Origin of the sequence: Marinifilum fragile JCM 15579 (assembly GCF_001310955.1) — a bacterium.
Classification (GTDB): Bacteria; Bacteroidota; Bacteroidia; order Bacteroidales; family Marinifilaceae; genus Marinifilum; species Marinifilum fragile.
Map to the genome: position 1 here is coordinate 1 of NZ_BAZX01000004.1, position 17,627 is coordinate 17,627.

At 34.0% G+C, this 17,627-nt stretch carries 17 protein-coding genes and 2 tRNA genes; 6 read left to right on the plus strand and 13 right to left on the minus strand.

Annotated features, from left to right (window positions below; all coding sequences use genetic code 11):
* On the plus strand, window positions 1–839 hold an 839-nt coding region (locus tag JCM15579_RS20385; RefSeq protein ID WP_218186055.1), incomplete at its 5' end, for a hypothetical protein.
* Complete coding sequence (locus JCM15579_RS04640) at window positions 731–2,293, plus strand: lamin tail domain-containing protein (RefSeq protein ID WP_083464533.1); 1,563 nt, start codon at window positions 731–733, stop codon at window positions 2,291–2,293. The genes JCM15579_RS20385 and JCM15579_RS04640, both read left to right, overlap by 109 nt.
* 202 nt (window positions 2,294–2,495) lie before the next feature.
* On the opposite strand, the gene lpxK is transcribed toward JCM15579_RS04640, so the two are convergent.
* Both lpxK and sppA read right to left on the minus strand, forming a co-directional pair.
* Complete coding sequence (gene lpxK, locus JCM15579_RS04645; RefSeq protein ID WP_054716436.1) at window positions 2,496–3,623, minus strand: tetraacyldisaccharide 4'-kinase; 1,128 nt, start codon at window positions 3,621–3,623, stop codon at window positions 2,496–2,498.
* A gap of 222 nt (window positions 3,624–3,845) precedes the next feature.
* The gene (gene sppA / locus JCM15579_RS04650) at window positions 3,846–5,642 is read right to left on the minus strand and encodes a signal peptide peptidase SppA (protein WP_054716439.1); all 1,797 of its coding nucleotides are present in this window, start codon (window positions 5,640–5,642) and stop codon (window positions 3,846–3,848) included.
* Window positions 5,643–5,813: 171 nt separating this feature from the next.
* On the opposite strand from sppA, the gene folK reads away from it, so the two are divergent.
* Window positions 5,814–6,302: a 2-amino-4-hydroxy-6-hydroxymethyldihydropteridine diphosphokinase gene (gene folK / locus JCM15579_RS04655; RefSeq protein WP_054716441.1), complete on the plus strand. Its 489-nt coding sequence runs from the start codon at window positions 5,814–5,816 to the stop codon at window positions 6,300–6,302.
* A 213-nt stretch (window positions 6,303–6,515) separates the two neighbouring features.
* Here folK and upp read toward each other — a convergent pair whose 3' ends face one another.
* The 6 genes from upp to JCM15579_RS04685 all read right to left on the minus strand — a co-directional run bounded on the left by upp (window position 6,516) and on the right by JCM15579_RS04685 (window position 9,738).
* Entirely contained in the window at window positions 6,516–7,172 is a 657-nt protein-coding gene (upp, locus tag JCM15579_RS04660; protein WP_054716445.1) for a uracil phosphoribosyltransferase, read from the minus strand.
* Window positions 7,173–7,267: 95 nt separating this feature from the next.
* Entirely contained in the window at window positions 7,268–7,963 is a 696-nt protein-coding gene (radC, locus tag JCM15579_RS04665; protein ID WP_054716447.1) for a RadC family protein, read from the minus strand.
* A gap of 119 nt (window positions 7,964–8,082) precedes the next feature.
* Window positions 8,083–8,334 (minus strand): 30S ribosomal protein S20, encoded by a 252-nt coding sequence (rpsT, locus tag JCM15579_RS04670; protein WP_054716451.1) that lies wholly within the window; start codon window positions 8,332–8,334, stop codon window positions 8,083–8,085.
* Window positions 8,335–8,361: 27 nt separating this feature from the next.
* Window positions 8,362–8,435, minus strand: a tRNA-Glu gene (locus tag JCM15579_RS04675).
* Between the two features lie 59 nt (window positions 8,436–8,494).
* Window positions 8,495–8,566, minus strand: a tRNA-Glu gene (locus JCM15579_RS04680).
* Between the two features lie 230 nt (window positions 8,567–8,796).
* Window positions 8,797–9,738, minus strand: coding sequence for a hydrogen peroxide-inducible genes activator (locus JCM15579_RS04685; RefSeq protein ID WP_054716453.1), 942 nt, complete (start codon window positions 9,736–9,738; stop codon window positions 8,797–8,799).
* Between the two features lie 484 nt (window positions 9,739–10,222).
* On the opposite strand from JCM15579_RS04685, the gene JCM15579_RS04690 reads away from it, so the two are divergent.
* Window positions 10,223–11,542: an acetyl-CoA hydrolase/transferase family protein gene (locus JCM15579_RS04690; protein WP_054716457.1), complete on the plus strand. Its 1,320-nt coding sequence runs from the start codon at window positions 10,223–10,225 to the stop codon at window positions 11,540–11,542.
* 50 nt (window positions 11,543–11,592) lie between these two features.
* Here JCM15579_RS04690 and JCM15579_RS04695 read toward each other — a convergent pair whose 3' ends face one another.
* On the minus strand, window positions 11,593–13,899 hold the full coding sequence (locus tag JCM15579_RS04695; protein WP_054716460.1) for a tetratricopeptide repeat-containing sensor histidine kinase: 2,307 nt from the start codon (window positions 13,897–13,899) through the stop codon (window positions 11,593–11,595).
* Window positions 13,900–13,979: 80 nt separating this feature from the next.
* Window positions 13,980–15,344 (minus strand): UDP-N-acetylmuramate--L-alanine ligase, encoded by a 1,365-nt coding sequence (locus JCM15579_RS04700; protein ID WP_054716462.1) that lies wholly within the window; start codon window positions 15,342–15,344, stop codon window positions 13,980–13,982.
* Between the two features lie 114 nt (window positions 15,345–15,458).
* Here JCM15579_RS04700 and JCM15579_RS04705 point away from each other — a divergent pair, with 114 nt between their 5' ends.
* Together JCM15579_RS04705 and JCM15579_RS04710 are read left to right on the plus strand one after the other, a co-directional pair.
* The gene (locus JCM15579_RS04705; protein WP_054716465.1) at window positions 15,459–16,028 is read left to right on the plus strand and encodes an MBL fold metallo-hydrolase; all 570 of its coding nucleotides are present in this window, start codon (window positions 15,459–15,461) and stop codon (window positions 16,026–16,028) included.
* The gene (locus JCM15579_RS04710; protein ID WP_054716468.1) at window positions 16,028–16,300 is read left to right on the plus strand and encodes an MBL fold metallo-hydrolase; all 273 of its coding nucleotides are present in this window, start codon (window positions 16,028–16,030) and stop codon (window positions 16,298–16,300) included. Before JCM15579_RS04705 ends, JCM15579_RS04710 begins: the two co-directional genes overlap by 1 nt.
* Window positions 16,301–16,327: 27 nt before the next feature.
* Here the strand turns inward: JCM15579_RS04710 and JCM15579_RS04715 are convergent, their stop codons facing one another.
* From JCM15579_RS04715 to JCM15579_RS04725, 3 genes are all read right to left on the minus strand, one after another.
* Window positions 16,328–16,669, minus strand: a complete 342-nt coding sequence (locus tag JCM15579_RS04715; protein WP_054716470.1) for a hypothetical protein — start codon at window positions 16,667–16,669, stop codon at window positions 16,328–16,330.
* A 33-nt stretch (window positions 16,670–16,702) separates the two neighbouring features.
* Window positions 16,703–16,996, minus strand: coding sequence for a DUF2752 domain-containing protein (locus tag JCM15579_RS22230; RefSeq protein ID WP_054716473.1), 294 nt, complete (start codon window positions 16,994–16,996; stop codon window positions 16,703–16,705).
* Between the two features lie 121 nt (window positions 16,997–17,117).
* Window positions 17,118–17,594 (minus strand): hypothetical protein, encoded by a 477-nt coding sequence (locus JCM15579_RS04725; protein WP_054716476.1) that lies wholly within the window; start codon window positions 17,592–17,594, stop codon window positions 17,118–17,120.
* Window positions 17,595–17,627 lie beyond the last annotated feature (33 nt).

Genomic DNA, 17,627 nt, shown 5'->3' on the forward strand with positions numbered 1-17,627 from the left:
AATTTGGCAGTAAGGAATTGTTATTTTCTTCAGATACAATTTATGCAAATTCTTATTTGATTCTTTGTTCCAATACAGCGATTGAAGCATTTTCTGAATATGGAAATACTTTAGGCTTATCAAATTTCTCAGGCTTATCCAATTCAGGAAACAGTTTAAAACTGTTGTCTGCTAATGGAGAAATAATCGAGGAGATTGTCTATTCTGATACTTGGTATCAATCAGAAGAGAAAAGTAATGGTGGTTGGAGTTTAGAGCGAATTGATCCGGCGAATACTTGCAGCAGTCAAAGCAATTGGTCAGCTTCAGTAAATGAAAAAGGGGGAACTCCTGGTCAAGTCAATTCTATTCGTGCAGATTATGTAGATGAAGAATCACCTAAGGTAGTTTCTTTCAAATTGGAATCGGAAAATCAGTTGGCTTTGGAATTTGGTGAAGTAATTGATGAAGCAACCTTGCTGAATCCTGAGAATTACAATATTCAATCCAATGCTCTAAAAGAGGTTACTCCCATTTCTACTCAAGGAGTGGAGTTGCAGTTTGAAAATTCTTTTACAGATGCAGAGCAAATGCAGTTGTATATATCAGGTATAGCTGACGAATGTGATAATGTGCTTGATACCATATTGGATTTTGTCTATCACGAAATACATGAACATGATGTTGTTATCAATGAAATCATGCAGATGAAAGCCCAACACAAGGATTACCAGAGTATGAGTATATCGAATTGTACAATACCAAAGGTTATAAAATTTCAGTTGGAGGATGGAAGTTGCAAATTGGAAGTAAAGAATTGTTATTTTCTTCAGATACAATTTATGCAAATTCTTATTTGATTCTTTGTTCTAACACAGCGATTGAAGCATTTTCTGAATATGGAAATGCTATTGGTTTATCAAACTTTACTGGTTTAACTAATTCAGGAAACAGTTTAAAACTGTTGTCAGCTAATGGAGAAACAATCGATGAGATTGCCTATTCTGATAATTGGTATCAATCGGATGAAAAAAGTAATGGAGGATGGAGTTTAGAGCGAATTGACCCAATGAATTTTACTTGGCAAGAACCCAATTGGAAGGCATCAAATGCTACAAATGGAGGAACCCCAGGAAAACTAAATTCTGTATTTGCAGAGAATAAAGATCAGGTTCTTCCCCAGATTGAGGACATAGAAGTTGTGAATACAAATACAGTGCGAGTAATTTATTCAGAGCCTATGCAAGTATCATCAGTGCTTCAAAAATCAAATTATAAATTGGTACGAGGGGATAATCTTATACAAGAGATACGTAAACTTGAAGAAGCTGAAACGATCATTGAAATTGTATTTAAGGAACATTTGCTCGAGAATGCAAAATTTAAATTAGAGATTTCTCAAAATGTAACAGATTTGGCAGGTAATCCACTCAAAAATAATCTAGTGGAATTTTGGATACCTACTCAAGTTCATCAGGGAGATATTGTAATCAATGAGATCTTATTTGATCCATTATCAGGAGGTTCAGACTATGTAGAGTTGTACAATCAGACTCGAAATGTTTATGATTTATCTCAACTGTATATCGGTAAAAAAGATGAGAATTATTTGCTAACAGATAGTGTAAAGTTAGCTAAGAAACAGATTCTCTTGCATCCTGAATCGTATTGTTTATTTACGGCTGATTCATGCAATATTGCAGAAAATTATTACACATCAAATACTTCTGTTTTCCATCAAGTGGATTTACCAAATTATCCTGATAAAAGTGGAAGGGTTGTTTTGTACACAAAAGGTGAGCTTATTGATGATCTGGAGTACCGTGATGATATGCATTTTGAACTATTGGCAAGTAAAGAAGGTGTTGCATTAGAGCGTGTAAACCCTGAGGAAGAAACCAATTTGAATTCTAATTGGCAGTCGGCAGCACAAAACATAGGTTTTGGGACTCCTGGAATGAAAAACTCTGTTTATAGGGATATTGAGGAATCTGTAGAGGAAGTTAGTTTGTCTTCAAAAATATTTTCTCCTGATAATGATGGAATTGATGATCGCTTATACATCAATTTTAATTTAAAAGATGATGGATTCGTAGCTAATATTAGAATATACAATTCCCTAGGAAAGGAAATCAGGAAACTGGCCAGTAATTTGTATTTGGGAACTGACGATAGCGTGTATTGGGATGGGTTGAATTCGAAAAGAGAAAGGTTACCTATAGGAATATACCTTGTTTATATTGAAATGTTTAATCCTGATGGGCGAATGAAAACCTATAAAAAGACTTGTGTAATTGGTGGGAAATTGAAGTGAAATATCTTAATTATATTAATTAATAAAAAAAGAAACTCAACACTTGATTATTTATGTTTGATTTTGTAACTTGATGAAGCATAGAGCATTTATAACGAATGAATTTATTTTGGCTCACGTCAAAGTGCTTTTGCAATAGCTGTTAATTAATGTAGTGGTTAATAAATGGTAGAGTAAAGGGGAACGCATTAATTCCCCTTTTTTATATTGAATCAGTTTCGATATTGTGCAGATTGCTTGATCGCTTATTTTTCTTAACGTAGTTTAAAATCTGATTGTCAAATTTCGACTTGTCTTCATTTAAAAACTTAATGCATAAAGGAACAAAGAACAGGTGTTTTTTTATGCTTTCTTGCTTGATTTCCATATCAAAAATACGAGTAGCATCCTTTTCTGTGGTAATAATGATTTTATTATCGCCAGGTAGCTCATTAAACTTCTTCTCGATAGTTTGAATATCCTTCTGATTAAACGCATGATGATCTGGAAAATGCAATTCTTCAATTGTATTCGAGAAACCATCTAAATATTCTCTCAAAGGTTTTGGGTTTGCAATGCCTGTTATCAAAAGGATTGAAAAGCTTTCCTTGTTCCAATCTTCATCCCCAATTTTTACTGCATCTTTGCTAAATACCGGTTGAAGATTACCATAATCTAAGCATGTGAAATATAATGTTTGGTAAGGTAATATTTTCAGCTCTTTCACAATGATTCTTCTCTCAATTGGAGTCATGTTGGCAGGAGTCTTACTCACAATAATGATATTTGCTCTGGATCTTTCTTCTGCACTTTCTCTCAAACGCCCATATGGCATTATAAAATCTCGAGTAATTGGTCTGTTGTAATCAATTAAAAGAATGGATAAGCCTGGTTTTATATACCTGTGCTGGTAGGCATCATCCAGTAGAATCGCACTTAAATCATTGCCATGTTCACTTTTAAGCAGATTTTTAACCCCATTTACCCTTTTGCTGTCAACCGAAACTAGTATGTCAGGAAATTTGCGTTTGATTTGCATAGGCTCGTCACCAATCAAGTTTGCAGTGGAGTTTTCATTAGAAAGGATAAAGCCTTTACTTTTTCTTTTGTAACCACGACTTAGGGTAGCAAGCTTGTAATCATCTTTTAGAAGAGTGATAAGGTATTCGATATGAGGGGTTTTTCCAGTTCCTCCAACGGTGATGTTACCAACCGAAATGATTGGGATTTTGAATTCGGTACTGGTAAGAATATTTATATCGAAAAGCATATTGCGCATGGCCACAATCAATCCGTAAAGTAAACTAAAAGGGAGTAGTAAAACTTTTAAAAAACGGGTTAGTGCTTTCATCGATTATAGTTTTAATCAGGTGTATAGAATAGATATCGTTCGAGATAGACTTGTAATCGTAACAATTAATTCCATATTAAATTTACAGAAATATTTGTTAGTATTTAAAACGAATTAAATATGACAATAATTTTTAATTTAGTTGATAAAAATATGGTGATTCCTGAAATAAAAAAAATCCTCAAATTTTGAGGATTTTTTATGTGAATGAGTTTGTGAAATTTAGTTCAATTCTATTTCGTATGGCAATCGAGCCTGAATACCACCTAAATCCATAATACTTTGAGCCTGATTGTAGTATCTGTAGGTATCACCTAATTCAAATTTTAAGAATCTGGTTTTGGCTTCGCCAGTAATATCATTTATTAATTCTTGAATTGGATCTTTTTGCTTCGGAAGAGAAACAATTCTATAATCATCTTTTAAGCCTGCTTTTTCTTTTGCAATCTCAATAGCGGTTTCTAAACCTCCTAAAACATCAACTAAACCATTTTCTTTGGCATCCACAGCACTCCAAACTCTTCCTTGTGCCACTTCATGAATCTCTTCTTTCGATCGGTTTCTTCCATTTGCAACTCTAGTTAGGAATGTGTCATATCCTTCGTTAATGATATCCTGAAGGATTTCTTTTTCAGTGTTTGTGAACTTTCTTGAGGAAACAGGAACCACCATTAATGGATAACCTCCACCAAAGGCAGAATGTTTGTTGGTTCCGTAAGAATCAGTTGTGAAGCCAATTTTATTTTTAATCAATTCTTCACCAGAGAAGAACAAGCCGTAAATACCAATTGATCCGGTAATGGTATTTTTATCAGCTACAATAGTATCTGCAGGGCAGGCAATATAGTAACCTCCTGATGCAGCCACATTACCCATTGAAGCAATAACTGTTTTTTCTTGCGAAGCCAACTCAACTTCTCTCCAAATAATATCAGAAACCAAAGCACTACCTCCCGGCGAATTTACGCGCAATACGATGGCTTTAACGGTTGAATCTCTTCTAGCTTTGCGAATGGTGTTAGCCAATTCAGGACCTATTGCTGTTTCGCTTTGCTCATTTCCAATGGCACCTGTAGCATAAACTACGGCAATTTTATTTTTTGAGAATTTGGCATCAGCATCTGGAGATTTTGCGTAATCAGACACACTAACCATACGAAGTTTTTTGTCTTCTTTAATATCAGTAAGCTTTCTAAGGATAGCATTCATTTCATCCTGGTAAATCACTCCATCAATTAAATTGTATTTTTTAGCATCAGCTGCCTTTTTAATGGCAAATGCATCAATTAGTTCATTTAATTTGTCAACCGAAATGCCTCTTTCTTCTGAAATTCCTATTAAAATTTGATTCCAAATATCACCAACATAAGCCATGGTTTGTTCGCGGCTTTCGTCACTCATATCATCTCTGAAAAACTGTTCTGTAGCCGATTTGTATTTGCCAACTCTTATGACCTGAGCTTCTACACCGATGTTTTTTAAGAATTTTTTGTAAAAGGTTCTTTCACCACCCATACCAAGAAGCATTATCATGGCTTCAGGATTTAAATAAATGCTATCCGAGACAGAGGTTAGGTAGTAGGCTTTTTGTGAATAACCAAAATTGTTGTAGCTCACAATAAATTTACCGCTTTCTTTAAACTCTTTAAGCTTATTTCTGATTTCTTCGATAGAGGCAATACCACCAAAGTTTGCAGAAACATCGCTAACATTTAAATAAATACCTTTTATTTTTTCATCGGTTTTAGCCTTCTCAATACTTTCTAAAATGGTGGTTAAACCAATGCTTGAGCTACCAGTTCCTGGTAAACCCAATTCATCAAAAGGATTATCCGCGCCTCGATCAGCAAGGGATTTATTTAGTTTAATTTCCAGAACACTTTTGTTTTTAACGGTTACTGCTTTATCAGCACTTGAAGCGATACCAGCAATAATCATGATGCCCAAAAACAAAAGAAGAAATCCACCTACAATAACACCTAATATGGAGGCAAATGTAAATTTAAAGAAGCTTTTCATATTGATTTTCTTTTAATTGATTATCTAATTGAAAGATGCAGATTTATGTAAATCGGCATTGTAACAAATATATCTAATTAAACTGACAGAAGTTTGAAATGCGGATTATTTTCGATGTATATTTTGTTTCGAAAGATTTCTTTGTTTCTTTTACCGATCAAATTATAACAGATGGCAAAGGTATATTTCTTAATAGGAGGAAATTTAGGTGATAGAGAGTTAATTCTTAAAAGCACAGTTGAAGCTTTGGGGAATGATGTTGGAAAAGTTCTGAATGTTTCAGCCATATATGAAACAGAACCATGGGGATTCGAACATGAGCAAAGTTTTCTGAACCAAGTGGTGATAGTCGAAAGCAACTTGTTGCCTGAGGCAGTTCTTAATCAAACTCAGGAAATTGAGAAAAAGCTTGGTCGCATTCGAAAGAAAAATCGCTACAGCGAGAGAACTATTGATGTTGATATTTTGTTCTACGATGATTTAATTATCGATACCGAAAGGTTAGAAGTGCCACATCCTAGAATGGGAGAGAGAATGTTTGCTTTGGCTCCTTTATCAGAAATTGCACCTGATTTTATTCATCCGGTAACAGGTAAGAGCATCTTGGATATGAAAAATTCTTGTCCCGATACATCGGAGGTTACGCGATTTAAGATATAAGGATATTGTGGTATGCATGTAAGGTTGCTTTGCTGTCAGTTTGCCAAACTGTAGCAAGAATTTTTAAGCGGATTAGTATTTAATCAGAAATTATTTGTCGTCTAAGTCATCGGCAAATCAATCCTTGGATAGAATAAGCACTAACATTTAAGAGTTTCGCAAAAAAAAGGACTGTCATTAAAACAGTCCTTGAGATATTATCAAAAATATTGATTATCCTAATTTAGCACCAAAAGCCAAATCACCAGCATCGCCACAACCAGGAACGATATACGACTTGGTATTTAGTTCAGCATCAACAACACCATTCCAAATGGTAGTGTTTTCTGAAGGTAAATTGTTCTTAATAAGATTAACACCTTCTTGGCTTGCAATTACAGATACAATGTGTACGTGTTTTGGAGTACCTTTTGTTAGCATTGCTTTGTATGCCAACTCCATTGATGATCCTGTTGCCAACATTGGATCGGCAAGAATAACCACCTTGCCATCGATAGAAGGAGATGAAATGTACTCGAAATTAATTTTGAATTTTCCATCTTCGGTATGCTTGCGATATGCAGAAATAAAAGCATTTTCTGATCTATCAAAATAGTTTAATAAACCATTGTGCAAAGGAAGACCTGCTCTTAATATCGAAGCTACAACAACTTCATCCTTTGGAAGAGAAGCAATTGCAGTACCAAGTGGAGTTTCCACTGATTGATCTGCAAAATCTAAAGTTTTACTGATTTCGTATGCGAATATCTCACCAACTCTTTCAAGGTTTCTTCTAAAGCGAAGAGGATCGTTTTGAATGTTAACGTCTCGGATTTCAGCTATAAATCGGTTAAAAAGGGAGTTGTTTTCTCCTAAAGTGTGGATCACCATGTTTTATTATTTAAAAATTAGCTGAGCGCAAATATAGCCATATTTCAATAATATTAAGGAAGGAAATGAAGGAAAAATTCGTAATCTAATTCATTCTAAATTAGTGCGTCATCGGCAAAACTATAATAATCGTTTTCGCCAATTATTATATGATCTAATATTTCTATATTCATCAGTTTAGCAGCATCTTTCGATTTTTTTGTAATGTCTTTGTCTGCTGCTGATGGAGCCAAATTTCCTGATGGATGATTGTGACAAAGAATAAGATTAACCGCCTCAAGTTGTAGAGCCTCTTTTAACACCAACCTGATGTCGAAAACAGTGCCTGTAATTCCTCCTGAAGAAACGTTTTTGATTTCGATAACTTTGTTGGCTCTATTCATGAATAAAACCCAAAATTCTTCATGTCCTAAATTCTCTACAAAAGGGAATAGAATTTCGAAAGCATCGCGACTGCAAGTAACTTTTTCTTTCTGTTTACTCTGAAAAGCTTTTTGTCTGCGACCAATTTCCAATGCTGAAATAATACCAATGGCTTTTGCTTCTCCAATTCCTTTAATTTTCATCAAATCATGAATTGATTTTTTAGCAAGGACGTTGAGGTCATTATTGCAATGGGAGAGTATCGTTTTGGAAAGTTCGACAGCGGACTGATTGCGATTGCCACTGCCAATAATAATTGCTAAAAGTTCTGCGGTAGATAAACTTTTAACTCCCTTGTACATTAATTTTTCTCTGGGGCGATCTTCAAGAGCCCAGTCTTTAATGCTTAGTTTATTATATTCATCCATAGTTTGTTGTGTAAATATTTAACTAAAGTTATAAATTTACATAAACAAAACCAATATGGAATATGTGCATACACAAAAAGGGTTCTCATTGAGAACCTTTATAACAGAGTTATAGTGTCTTACAGCTTGTTAACGTGTGAAGCTAATTTAGATTTCAAGTTAGCAGCTTTGTTCTTATGAATTACATTAATCTTAGCAAGTTTATCCAACATTGCAGTTACTTTAGGAAGTAATTCATTAGCAGCTTCCTTATCTGAAGTAGCACGTAACTTTCTTACAGCATTTCTGGCAGTCTTCGCATAATACTTATTGTGTACTCTTTTCTTTTCAGACTGTCTGATTCTTTTAATTGCAGATTGATGATTTGCCATCTCTTAAAGTTATCTAAATTATTATCTTGGTAGTCCGTACGGAATCGAACCCGTGTTACCAGAATGAAAATCTGGCGTCCTAACCCCTAGACGAACGGACCATTGGTTTATTAATGCGCAGCAAAGATAAATTAAAATCGAATTACTGCAAAATTTTTAGTAGTCCGTACGGGAATCGAACCCGTGTTACCAGAATGAAAATCTGGCGTCCTAACCCCTAGACGAACGGACCATCTAATTTTTCAGAGCTGCAAAGGTAATTTATTTTTTTAAAACTGCAAACACTTTGCGAAAAAACTCTTTTTTATTGCTTCAGAAATGTTGAAGAGTTAGCCTCTTATTTTTTTCTTTTGCGCTGCAAAGAAAGAGATAATTCTTTATTCCTGCAAAACTTTTTTTGAAAAAACTTACACTTTTTTTCGGTAAAGAAACTAACTGCTTCGTTATAAGCTTAAAATAAATTTAGCGCCATTCAACAATTGTTCCTCTATCACTACTTAAAAAGTTATTTGGGATTATATTTTTGATTTGATCAGCCAATAAATCCAACAATTTATTTTTTGTGTAATGACGAGAATATACCAAACTAACCTCCCTTAAAGGATGAATGTTTGTGAATTTTTTTACCTGTGCCATCTTTTCTTCAGGCAAATATTGAGTTGCTAATTCAGGTATCAGGGTAAAACCTCCTTCACGATCCACAATTTTCATTAAAGTTTCAAGAGAATTACTTTCAAATTCGAATGGCAATTCCTGATGTTGCAAATCGTGCATCTCACAAAGATTGATTACCTGGTTTCTGAAACAGTGTCCATCACTAAGCATCCAAATTTCTGGAGTAGCAATATCTTTTACCTCAACAATAGGTTGTTTTAGTAGTGGATGATCCTTGTGTGCGTAAATCATCATTTCTTCATAGAAAAGATGTCTTTCTCGAATTTTATCATCCTTTGCAGGCGTAACAAAAATACCCACATCAATTTTATCTTTTTTAAGGCTTTTTACAATTTCTTCAGAAACCATTTCTTCCACCTCAACTTTAATAGCAGGATATTTTCTGATATAATCACCAATAAACATTGGAAGAAGAAAAGGAGCTAATGTTGGGATAATCCCAATTTTCAAATTTCCCTCTATGGTGTTCTTATGATCTTTAATGATCTCATCAACTTTTTTAGTTTCGCTAAGAATGATTCTTGCTTGTTCAATAATATCAAGGCCAACGTCGGTTGGAATAATTGGTTGTTTGCTTCTGTCAAATATGGTAACATCCAAATACTCCTCCAGTTTTTTGATCTGCATACTTAAGGTTGGCTGAGTAATAAAACATTTTTCGGCAGCTGTTGCAAAGTGACGATAAGTATCAACAGCCACGATATATTCGAGTTGAGTGATCGTGATCATTAGTTTGTTGCTTTTTAAATTCTTTCAAATATAAACATTATCTATAACACTATAAACAATATTGATTTGCTTGATGTGTAATTGCTTCGTATATTTGATATAGAAAACAAGGAAAACTATTTTTCACAAGTACTTACAACAAAAATAGTATACCTTATTAATAGGGTTAGTAAAAATAATAGTTTGATAGTTTTTGTTATTTAAGTTTTATTAGATGTTTGGGTTTTGCAGCCGGGAGTTTGGGTCTCCCGGCTTCTTTATTTTATATAGCTCTGTTTTTAACTGCCTGCGATTGACAGATTGTATAAGTGATTTTTTAAAATCAATTTTCTTTCAATCTAAAACACAAAGTCTTAATTATGAATTGATAGTGAAGATATGTTTTGTAGCACTCATGCTAAATAGCAGAAATTGCACTTAAAAAATATACTACTTTAGTCGGCGAATTAGAAATTTATAAACATCAATATAAAACCGATTAGAGATGCATAAAGAGATTAAAATAGTTTCTTTTGAAGAAGCAGCAAAGGTAATTAAATCTGGAGATAGAGTGCACTTGCACTCAGTAGCGTTGACACCTCATAAATTCATTAACGCAATGTGTGATCGCGGTCGTAATGGTGAAATTTACGATGTAACCATTCAGCATATTCACACAGAAGGACCAGCTCCTTATGCTGATCCTGAATTTGAAGGAATTTTTAATCTTGAATCATTGTTTGTGGGAGCTAATGTAAGAAAGCAAACTCAAGCTGGTTATGCAGATTATATTCCTGTATTTTTAGGAGAAACTCAGCAATTGATTCGTGAGGGTATTTTAAATGTAAATGTTGCAGTTGTACAGGTAAGTACTCCTGATAAGCATGGTTTTGTATCTTTAGGTACTTCTGTTGAGGCTAGTAAAGCAGCTGTTGAAGAAGCTGATACTGTTGTTGCAATTATCAACCCTAATGTACCTCGTGCTTTTGGGGATGCAATGATGCCGTTATCAAACTTTGATATTTTCTGTGAAGACAACTCTCCACTTATCGAGCACCACAATGCTCCTTTATCAGAAATGGATATTGCAATTGGTAAAAATGTTGCAGAATTGATTCCTGATGGAGCTTGTTTGCAAATGGGTATTGGTGGTATTCCAAATGCTGTTTTGGCACAGTTAGGAAATCACAAGGACCTTGGTGTTCACACTGAGATGTTTGCTGATGGTCTTCTTCCATTGGTAGAAAGCGGTGTTGTTAACGGTAGAAACAAGAAGTTAGATCCAGGTAAGATTGTTGCAGGTTTCTTAATGGGAACAAAAGAACTTTACGATTTCGTTGATGATAACCCGGGAGTTTTGATGATGGATGTTGCTTATACCAATGGTGTTGGTATTATCAAGCAAAACCCAAAAGTATGTGCGATCAACTCAGCACTATCTATTGATATTACTGGTCAGGTTTGTGCGGACTCAATCGGAACAAAACACTATTCAGGTGTAGGTGGTCAGATTGACTTTACTCGTGGTGCAGCTGCTTCAGAAGGTGGTGTGCCTATTATTGCAATGCCTTCTGTTACTGGTAAAGGTATCTCTAAAATTACACCAACCTTATTAACAGGATCAGGTGTTGTAACTACTCGTAACAACATGAGATGGTTTGTAACTGAGCATGGAGCTGTGAACTTGTTTGGTAAGTCACTTCAACAAAGAGCTAAAGCAATCATCTCTGTTGCTCATCCAAACTTTAGAGAAGAACTTGATAAGGCTGCATTCGAAAGATTCGGAAGTCACTATCACTTTGTAAATAAAATTACTGCTAAATAATTAGAAGCAGAAAGTAATATAAAAAGGCATCCATTTGGGTGCCTTTTGTTTTATGCCTTTGTTTTGGGTATTGACTCCATAATTTTTTCAGACTTAGGAATTGTGATATAAAAACTACTTCCTTTTCCTTCCTCACTTTCGGCCCAGATTTTACCTCCATTTTTTTCTACGTACTCTTTACAGAGCAATAGGCCAATACCAGCTCCTTTTTCTTGAGCAGTGCCAAGCGCAAGGTAATTATTATCTAGTCTGAATATTTTATTAAGGTTCGATTTGCTCATTCCAACTCCTTCGTCGGATATTTCCAGCTCCACACGATATTTTTTTTCTCGTGCTGAGAGAGTGATTTTTCCTTCAGAATAGGAAAATTTAATGGCATTTGAAATTAGATTTTTAAAAACTTCTGACATGGCAGCAGAGTCGGCATAAACCATTGAGGTGTTGTCCATATTAAAAATGAATTTCAAATTCTTCTCAATAATTGGACCCGATAGTTTTTGAAGAACTCCATTAATTGATTCTCGAATGTTGAAATATTTTGGAGAAAATGTAGCTTTACCAGCCTGCGATGCAGACCACAGTAAAATATTTTCTACCAAATCATTGGTGTGATCAGATAAATCACGAATTCCAATGGCTAAGGACTTTTGGTATTCGATATCATTCTCATTAAAGCTTTCGATGAGTTTTGTACTGATATTTTTCAGATCAATAAATGGATCACGCAAATCAGTCGATATAATATTAAAAATCTTATCCTTGGTTAGATTCAAATCACGCAAAATAATATCCGATTCTTTCAAACGTGAATTAATTTCTTCTAACTCTTGGTTTTTCTCGGTAAGGGTAGCAGTAGTTTCTTTTCTTAATTTGATATTTTTATTGGTAATATAGCCAATAATTCCTGCAAAAATAATCAGGACAATAAAAAGGTAAATCAAAATGGCTTGCATTCTGTTATATTCCTTCAGACCCTTAATTTCTTCTTTGTTTTTAGAGATTTCGTATTTCGCCTCAAATTCACTGATTCTATCCTTGTCGTATTGATCTACAATGCTGTCATACTGGGTGTTTGAATAATTGCGATAATACTCTAGTGCTTTTTTGTAGTTGCCTTTATTCGAATAATACTCGAAAAGATTTTCAGAAGTTGTCTTTTGTAAGTTTCTGTCCTTAGAATAATTGGCATTTTCGTAGGCAGATTCTAAATACTGCAAAGCATCATCGCTCTTGTAGTAATCCATTAAAATTTCGCCTATGCTGTTCGATGAATATGCAATTCCTTTAGCATTTCCTAATTTCTCATGTAGGTTGAGCGCAATTTTATGGTATTCCTGACTTTTATCGAAATTGTTATAGCTGCTGTATAAATTTCCAATTAATGAATATACATTAGCTTGTTCTTTCAGATCACCTATTTCATTGTAAATTTTAAGCGATTCATTATAGTGTTTTAACGAAAAATCAAGTTCATTTAAATCTTTGTAAACTGTTCCTATGTTTTTTAATGTGGCTGCAGTATAACGCTTATTGCCAAGGTCTCTTCTGATTTTTAGAGCGCGGTTGTAAAAGTTAAGCGATTCATTAAAATTGTTCAGTCTCCAGTAAATGCCACCAATGTCATTCAAAGTATAGGCAATAAGAGATTTGTCGCCAAGTTCCTCACGAAGGGTTAGAGCCTTTTTGTAATAATCCAATGCCTTGTTGTACTTGTTTAAGTTTTTATAGACATTACCAAGATTATTCAGTGATGAGGAAATATCCGATTTATCGCCAAGTTTGGATCTGATTTCCAAAGATTTTAAATAATACTCCAATGCGTTGGCATAGTCTTTATCGAGCCAATACACACTACCAATATTGTTTAAGGTATACGCAACTTCCTTTTCTGATCCTTCCTTCTGCCGAATTTTTAGTGATTGATTAAAATATTCAAGAGCTTCCTTGTGTTTGTTTAAAATTTTATGAATCTCACCAATATTATTGTATGAAGCTGATACGGCCAACTCATCGGATATGCTCTTGCGAATTTCCAATGCCTGCAAATGACAATCTAAAGCCCTTCTGAAATTATTAACTTTTCGATACAGATTTCCTAGATCATATAAAGCCGTTGCGTGATTTGCAGGAACATCTGAGGATAAAACAACAACTTCTTTTAGATAATCAATGCTTTTATCAATATTTACATCCAAATAGAGCTTTGATAACTCTCTCAACAATGCAATTCGTAGCTCACCTTCCGCTTTTGGCAATAATTCTTCAGCTTTCTGGATTTGATTTTGAGCATGTAAATTCACAAAAACAAATGAAAGTAAAACTGAAAATAGAATGATTAACCTGTGTAAAGCAGACATGGTATTAAAGCTATTTAATCTGATTTATACTAAAAGTAGTATTATTTTACTGACAGGCAAAACAATATAGATGTATTGATTCAGCTTTTGTTGACAATTTTTTCCGCAAGTGTAGATAAGTTAACTCCTGAAAAATTTCCAGAGCTCATTAAAAGAACATTTGTGTTCTTGAAATCTTGTTCTAATAAATCACTAATAACCAAATCTGAATCGGTGTAAACAGTTACATTATTACCTCCAAAAGATTCCGCTACCTGGTCCTTTGAAATAGGCTCAAGCTTTTTGTGGTCAACAGTTTTGGGATTGAAATACACAATTGCTTTATCAGCCAAACTCATGGTGTTTTTATAGTGTGGTAAAAATTCTTTTTTCAAACTACTAAACGTGTGTAATTCCATACAAGCAATCAATTTACGATTGGTAAATTGTTTTTTTACAGCCTCGGTAGTAGCCTTTAATTTTGATGGAGAGTGCGCAAAATCTTGAAAAACTGTGCATGAATTATTTTCGGCAAGTTTTTGTAATCGCTTGGCAGCTCCCGAAAAGTTTTGAATTGAATTGTAAAACTGTTCGTTACTTAGTCCAGCTTTTTTACAAATGAGATAGGCTCCCATAAGGTTTTGAAGGTTGTGTTCTCCAAAAATTTCCAAAGGAACATCCCCGTTTTTCGTTTGAAGAATACTGCGGTTATCAACCACTTTAAATGGATGTGAATTGTAAGGAATGTATTCGATACTTTCTCTTTTCTTTTCGACAATTTTAGCAATGTGCTCATCACCATCAAAGTAGATTAAAGAACCATTTTCTTGAATCATTTGTGTGAAAATTTCGAATTGCTCTACATAATTTTCGAAAGTTGGAAATACATTAATGTGATCCCAGGCGATTCCTGTTAGTAGTGCAATGTCAGGATGATACAAATGAAATTTTGGTCTGCGATCGATAGGAGAGGAAAGGTATTCATCACCTTCAAAAATAGCAATTTTAGCATCTTTGCTTAATTTAACCATGGTTTCAAATCCTTCAATTTGGGCACCTACCATGTAATCAAAGTCGATATTGTTATCTTTTAATACATGCATTACCATTGAGGTGGTGGTGGTTTTTCCATGGCTTCCACCAATTACAATTCTGGTTTTATCTTTGGTTTGTTCGTAAATGTATTCAGGATAAGAATAAATTTTTAAACCAAGTTCTTGAGCTTTTAATAATTCTGGATTGTTAATTCTTGCATGCATACCTAGAATTATCGCATCAATATCAGTAGTAAGTTTTTCAGGAAACCAACCCCATTCTTTTGGCAGAATTCCATATTTCTCCAATCTTGATTTTGAGGGGTCAAAAATTTCATCATCTGAACCTGTGATTTCAAATCCTTTCTTATGTAGTGCGATTGCTAAATTGTGCATGGCGCTTCCGCCAATTGCTATAAAGTGAACTTTCATTGATAATCTTTTATAAAATTGTATTTTTGAACCGCAATAAGTACGAGTACTTTAACTGTGGTTTAAGCTTTTCTTTTGCGAAAATTAAAGATACTAGAATAAAACAATATTATCATGGAAATATACAATATAGAAACAGGAAATTTTATGTGCGATGGAGGAGCAATGTTTAGTGTTGTTCCTAAAGTAATGTGGAGTAGAAAATATCCTTCGAACGAAGATAATTATTGTAATTGTGCCATGAGAAGCATGCTTGTTGTTGATGGTGAAAGAAAGATATTGATTGATAACGGGACAGGAGATAAGCAAAGTGAAGAGTTCTTCAAGCATCAACATCTAAATGGAGATGCCAATATGCTGGATTCTTTAAAAAGTGAAGGATTTTTACCGGATGATATTACAGATGTTGTATTTACCCATTTGCATTTCGATCATTGTGGTGGAGCCGTAAAATGGAATACAGATAAAAGCGATTATGAATTGGTTTTTAAAAATGCTCAGCATTGGGTTAGCAAGCAGCATTGGGAGAATTATTTGAACCCTAATATTCGTGAGAGCGATGCATTTTTTGATGAAAATATAATGCCAATAAAAGAAGCAGGTAAGTTGAATTTGGTAGAACAGGAGGGTGAGTTGTTTCCAAATTTTAAAGTGAAAATTTTTGAAGGACACACACCGGATTAATGATTCCAGTTATCAATTTTAATGGTCAGGAAGTTGTTTTTGCTGGAGACTTTATTCCTACAGCAGCGAATGTTCCTGTAAAGTGGCTGGCGAGTTATGATCTAAATCCAACAGCATCATTAGCTGAAAAACAAGAGTTTCTTGCTGAAGCAGTTGAGAATAATGCAATATTATTTTTGCAACATGATATTACTACGGAGTGTTGTAGTTTAATAAAAACAGAGAGAGGTGTTAAGGTTGATAAATGTTTCTCTCTTGCAGATATAAAATAAATTTATGCTATAAAATTAAAGCTTGCATCATGATGCAAGCTTTAATTCTGTATTGTAGTCTTTATAAAGACTTAATGCACTTTCAATATTATTAATTCTTTGAAATACTGTTTTCTTTGATCCGAAATCAGTATAATTAGAATCTAGATAATTAATATAGTACTCAACCAATCTAAGTTGAGTAGAGAGACTTGAGCTCGCAAATTTCTTTTTTAGATCAATGTGCTTTATTCCATTTTGATCTAACAATTGCTCTACAGTTGCACCAGCCTTAACTATTCTTTTTGATAGGTTATTTTCGTTCTGAACATGTAAGACCATAACACCTGTTAGTAGAGTCAAGCATAAACTAACTAGTAAAAATGACATATCGCAAAAAGTTTAATAAATATTAATCTATATTCAATTTACGATAAAATTTTTAAATAGTTCAAGAGTAAAGAAAATTAAAGGTCTGAAAACCAACAAAAAGAATAATATGGACAAAATGATATCAGCTAAAATATAGATGTTAATCCATGAAAATGATTTTTTCATCAATAGAAATGTTAATAATCTAAAAATCAACTGAAAAGTAAAAAATAAAAAGATTTGGATACTGTATGGGTTAAGATCTCTTGCTGATTTAACATCACCTTGAGTAAGAGCCGAAAAGCTACGAGATAGGCCGGATGAAGGACTATCTTTACCTGTCACCTGGGAAAAAACAGATGGGATTGGATGATTTATTTTGGGATGTGAGTAAATGGCGGAATAAATAAATATTCCGGCTATTATTGATGCAAAAATGAGGTTAATTATTTGATAGCTACTTAGGCTATTCTTGTTTTTTATTGGTTTCAATTTCTACCTTAATTTTCATTTCAAGGCTATCCACCTCATTGGTGATTGAGTCGATATTAATTTCCTCAAGCTGTTGTTCCAATTCATCTAAAGCTTCTTGTAAGTCTGGATTATTAACAGATTCCTCAATTACTTCTTCAATCACCTCTTCAACAAATCCTTCAATTTCATCCTCGTTCATACTGGCAACTCCAACAATAAAGAACAGCCAAATTGATGCTACCAAAACACCCAGAACAGAAATAACTAGAGCTCCAATATTTATACCTCTTGCACCATTATCTCTATTGGCCTGACTCAATCCTATTATACTTAGAATTATGGCAATAATCCCTGGTACAAAGGCTATAAAACCGATGCAAGGAATGAATCCAATAAAAAGAGTTAAAATGCCCAGAACCAAAGCAATGATTCCCAATGTTTGTCCAGAGTTAGAGCGTACTTGTTCCATTTTAGATTGATGATAGTTATTAATATATTGCTA

Bases quoted from the DNA above. Each gene is read 5' to 3' on its own strand.
- rpsT (WP_054716451.1), bottom strand. From the start codon at position 8,334: ATGGCAAATCATCAATCTGCAATTAAAAGAATCAGACAGTCTGAAAAG.
- folK (WP_054716441.1), top strand. From the start codon at position 5,814: ATGGCAAAGGTATATTTCTTAATAGGAGGAAATTTAGGTGATAGAGAG.
- JCM15579_RS04690 (WP_054716457.1), top strand. From the start codon at position 10,223: ATGCATAAAGAGATTAAAATAGTTTCTTTTGAAGAAGCAGCAAAGGTA.
- sppA (WP_054716439.1), bottom strand. From the start codon at position 5,642: ATGAAAAGCTTCTTTAAATTTACATTTGCCTCCATATTAGGTGTTATT.
- JCM15579_RS04700 (WP_054716462.1), bottom strand. From the start codon at position 15,344: ATGAAAGTTCACTTTATAGCAATTGGCGGAAGCGCCATGCACAATTTA.
- JCM15579_RS04710 (WP_054716468.1), top strand. From the start codon at position 16,028: ATGATTCCAGTTATCAATTTTAATGGTCAGGAAGTTGTTTTTGCTGGA.
- upp (WP_054716445.1), bottom strand. From the start codon at position 7,172: ATGGTGATCCACACTTTAGGAGAAAACAACTCCCTTTTTAACCGATTT.
- JCM15579_RS04685 (WP_054716453.1), bottom strand. From the start codon at position 9,738: ATGATCACGATCACTCAACTCGAATATATCGTGGCTGTTGATACTTAT.
- lpxK (WP_054716436.1), bottom strand. From the start codon at position 3,623: ATGAAAGCACTAACCCGTTTTTTAAAAGTTTTACTACTCCCTTTTAGT.
- JCM15579_RS04725 (WP_054716476.1), bottom strand. From the start codon at position 17,594: ATGGAACAAGTACGCTCTAACTCTGGACAAACATTGGGAATCATTGCT.
- JCM15579_RS04695 (WP_054716460.1), bottom strand. From the start codon at position 13,899: ATGTCTGCTTTACACAGGTTAATCATTCTATTTTCAGTTTTACTTTCA.
- JCM15579_RS04715 (WP_054716470.1), bottom strand. From the start codon at position 16,669: ATGTCATTTTTACTAGTTAGTTTATGCTTGACTCTACTAACAGGTGTT.
- radC (WP_054716447.1), bottom strand. From the start codon at position 7,963: ATGGATGAATATAATAAACTAAGCATTAAAGACTGGGCTCTTGAAGAT.
- JCM15579_RS04705 (WP_054716465.1), top strand. From the start codon at position 15,459: ATGGAAATATACAATATAGAAACAGGAAATTTTATGTGCGATGGAGGA.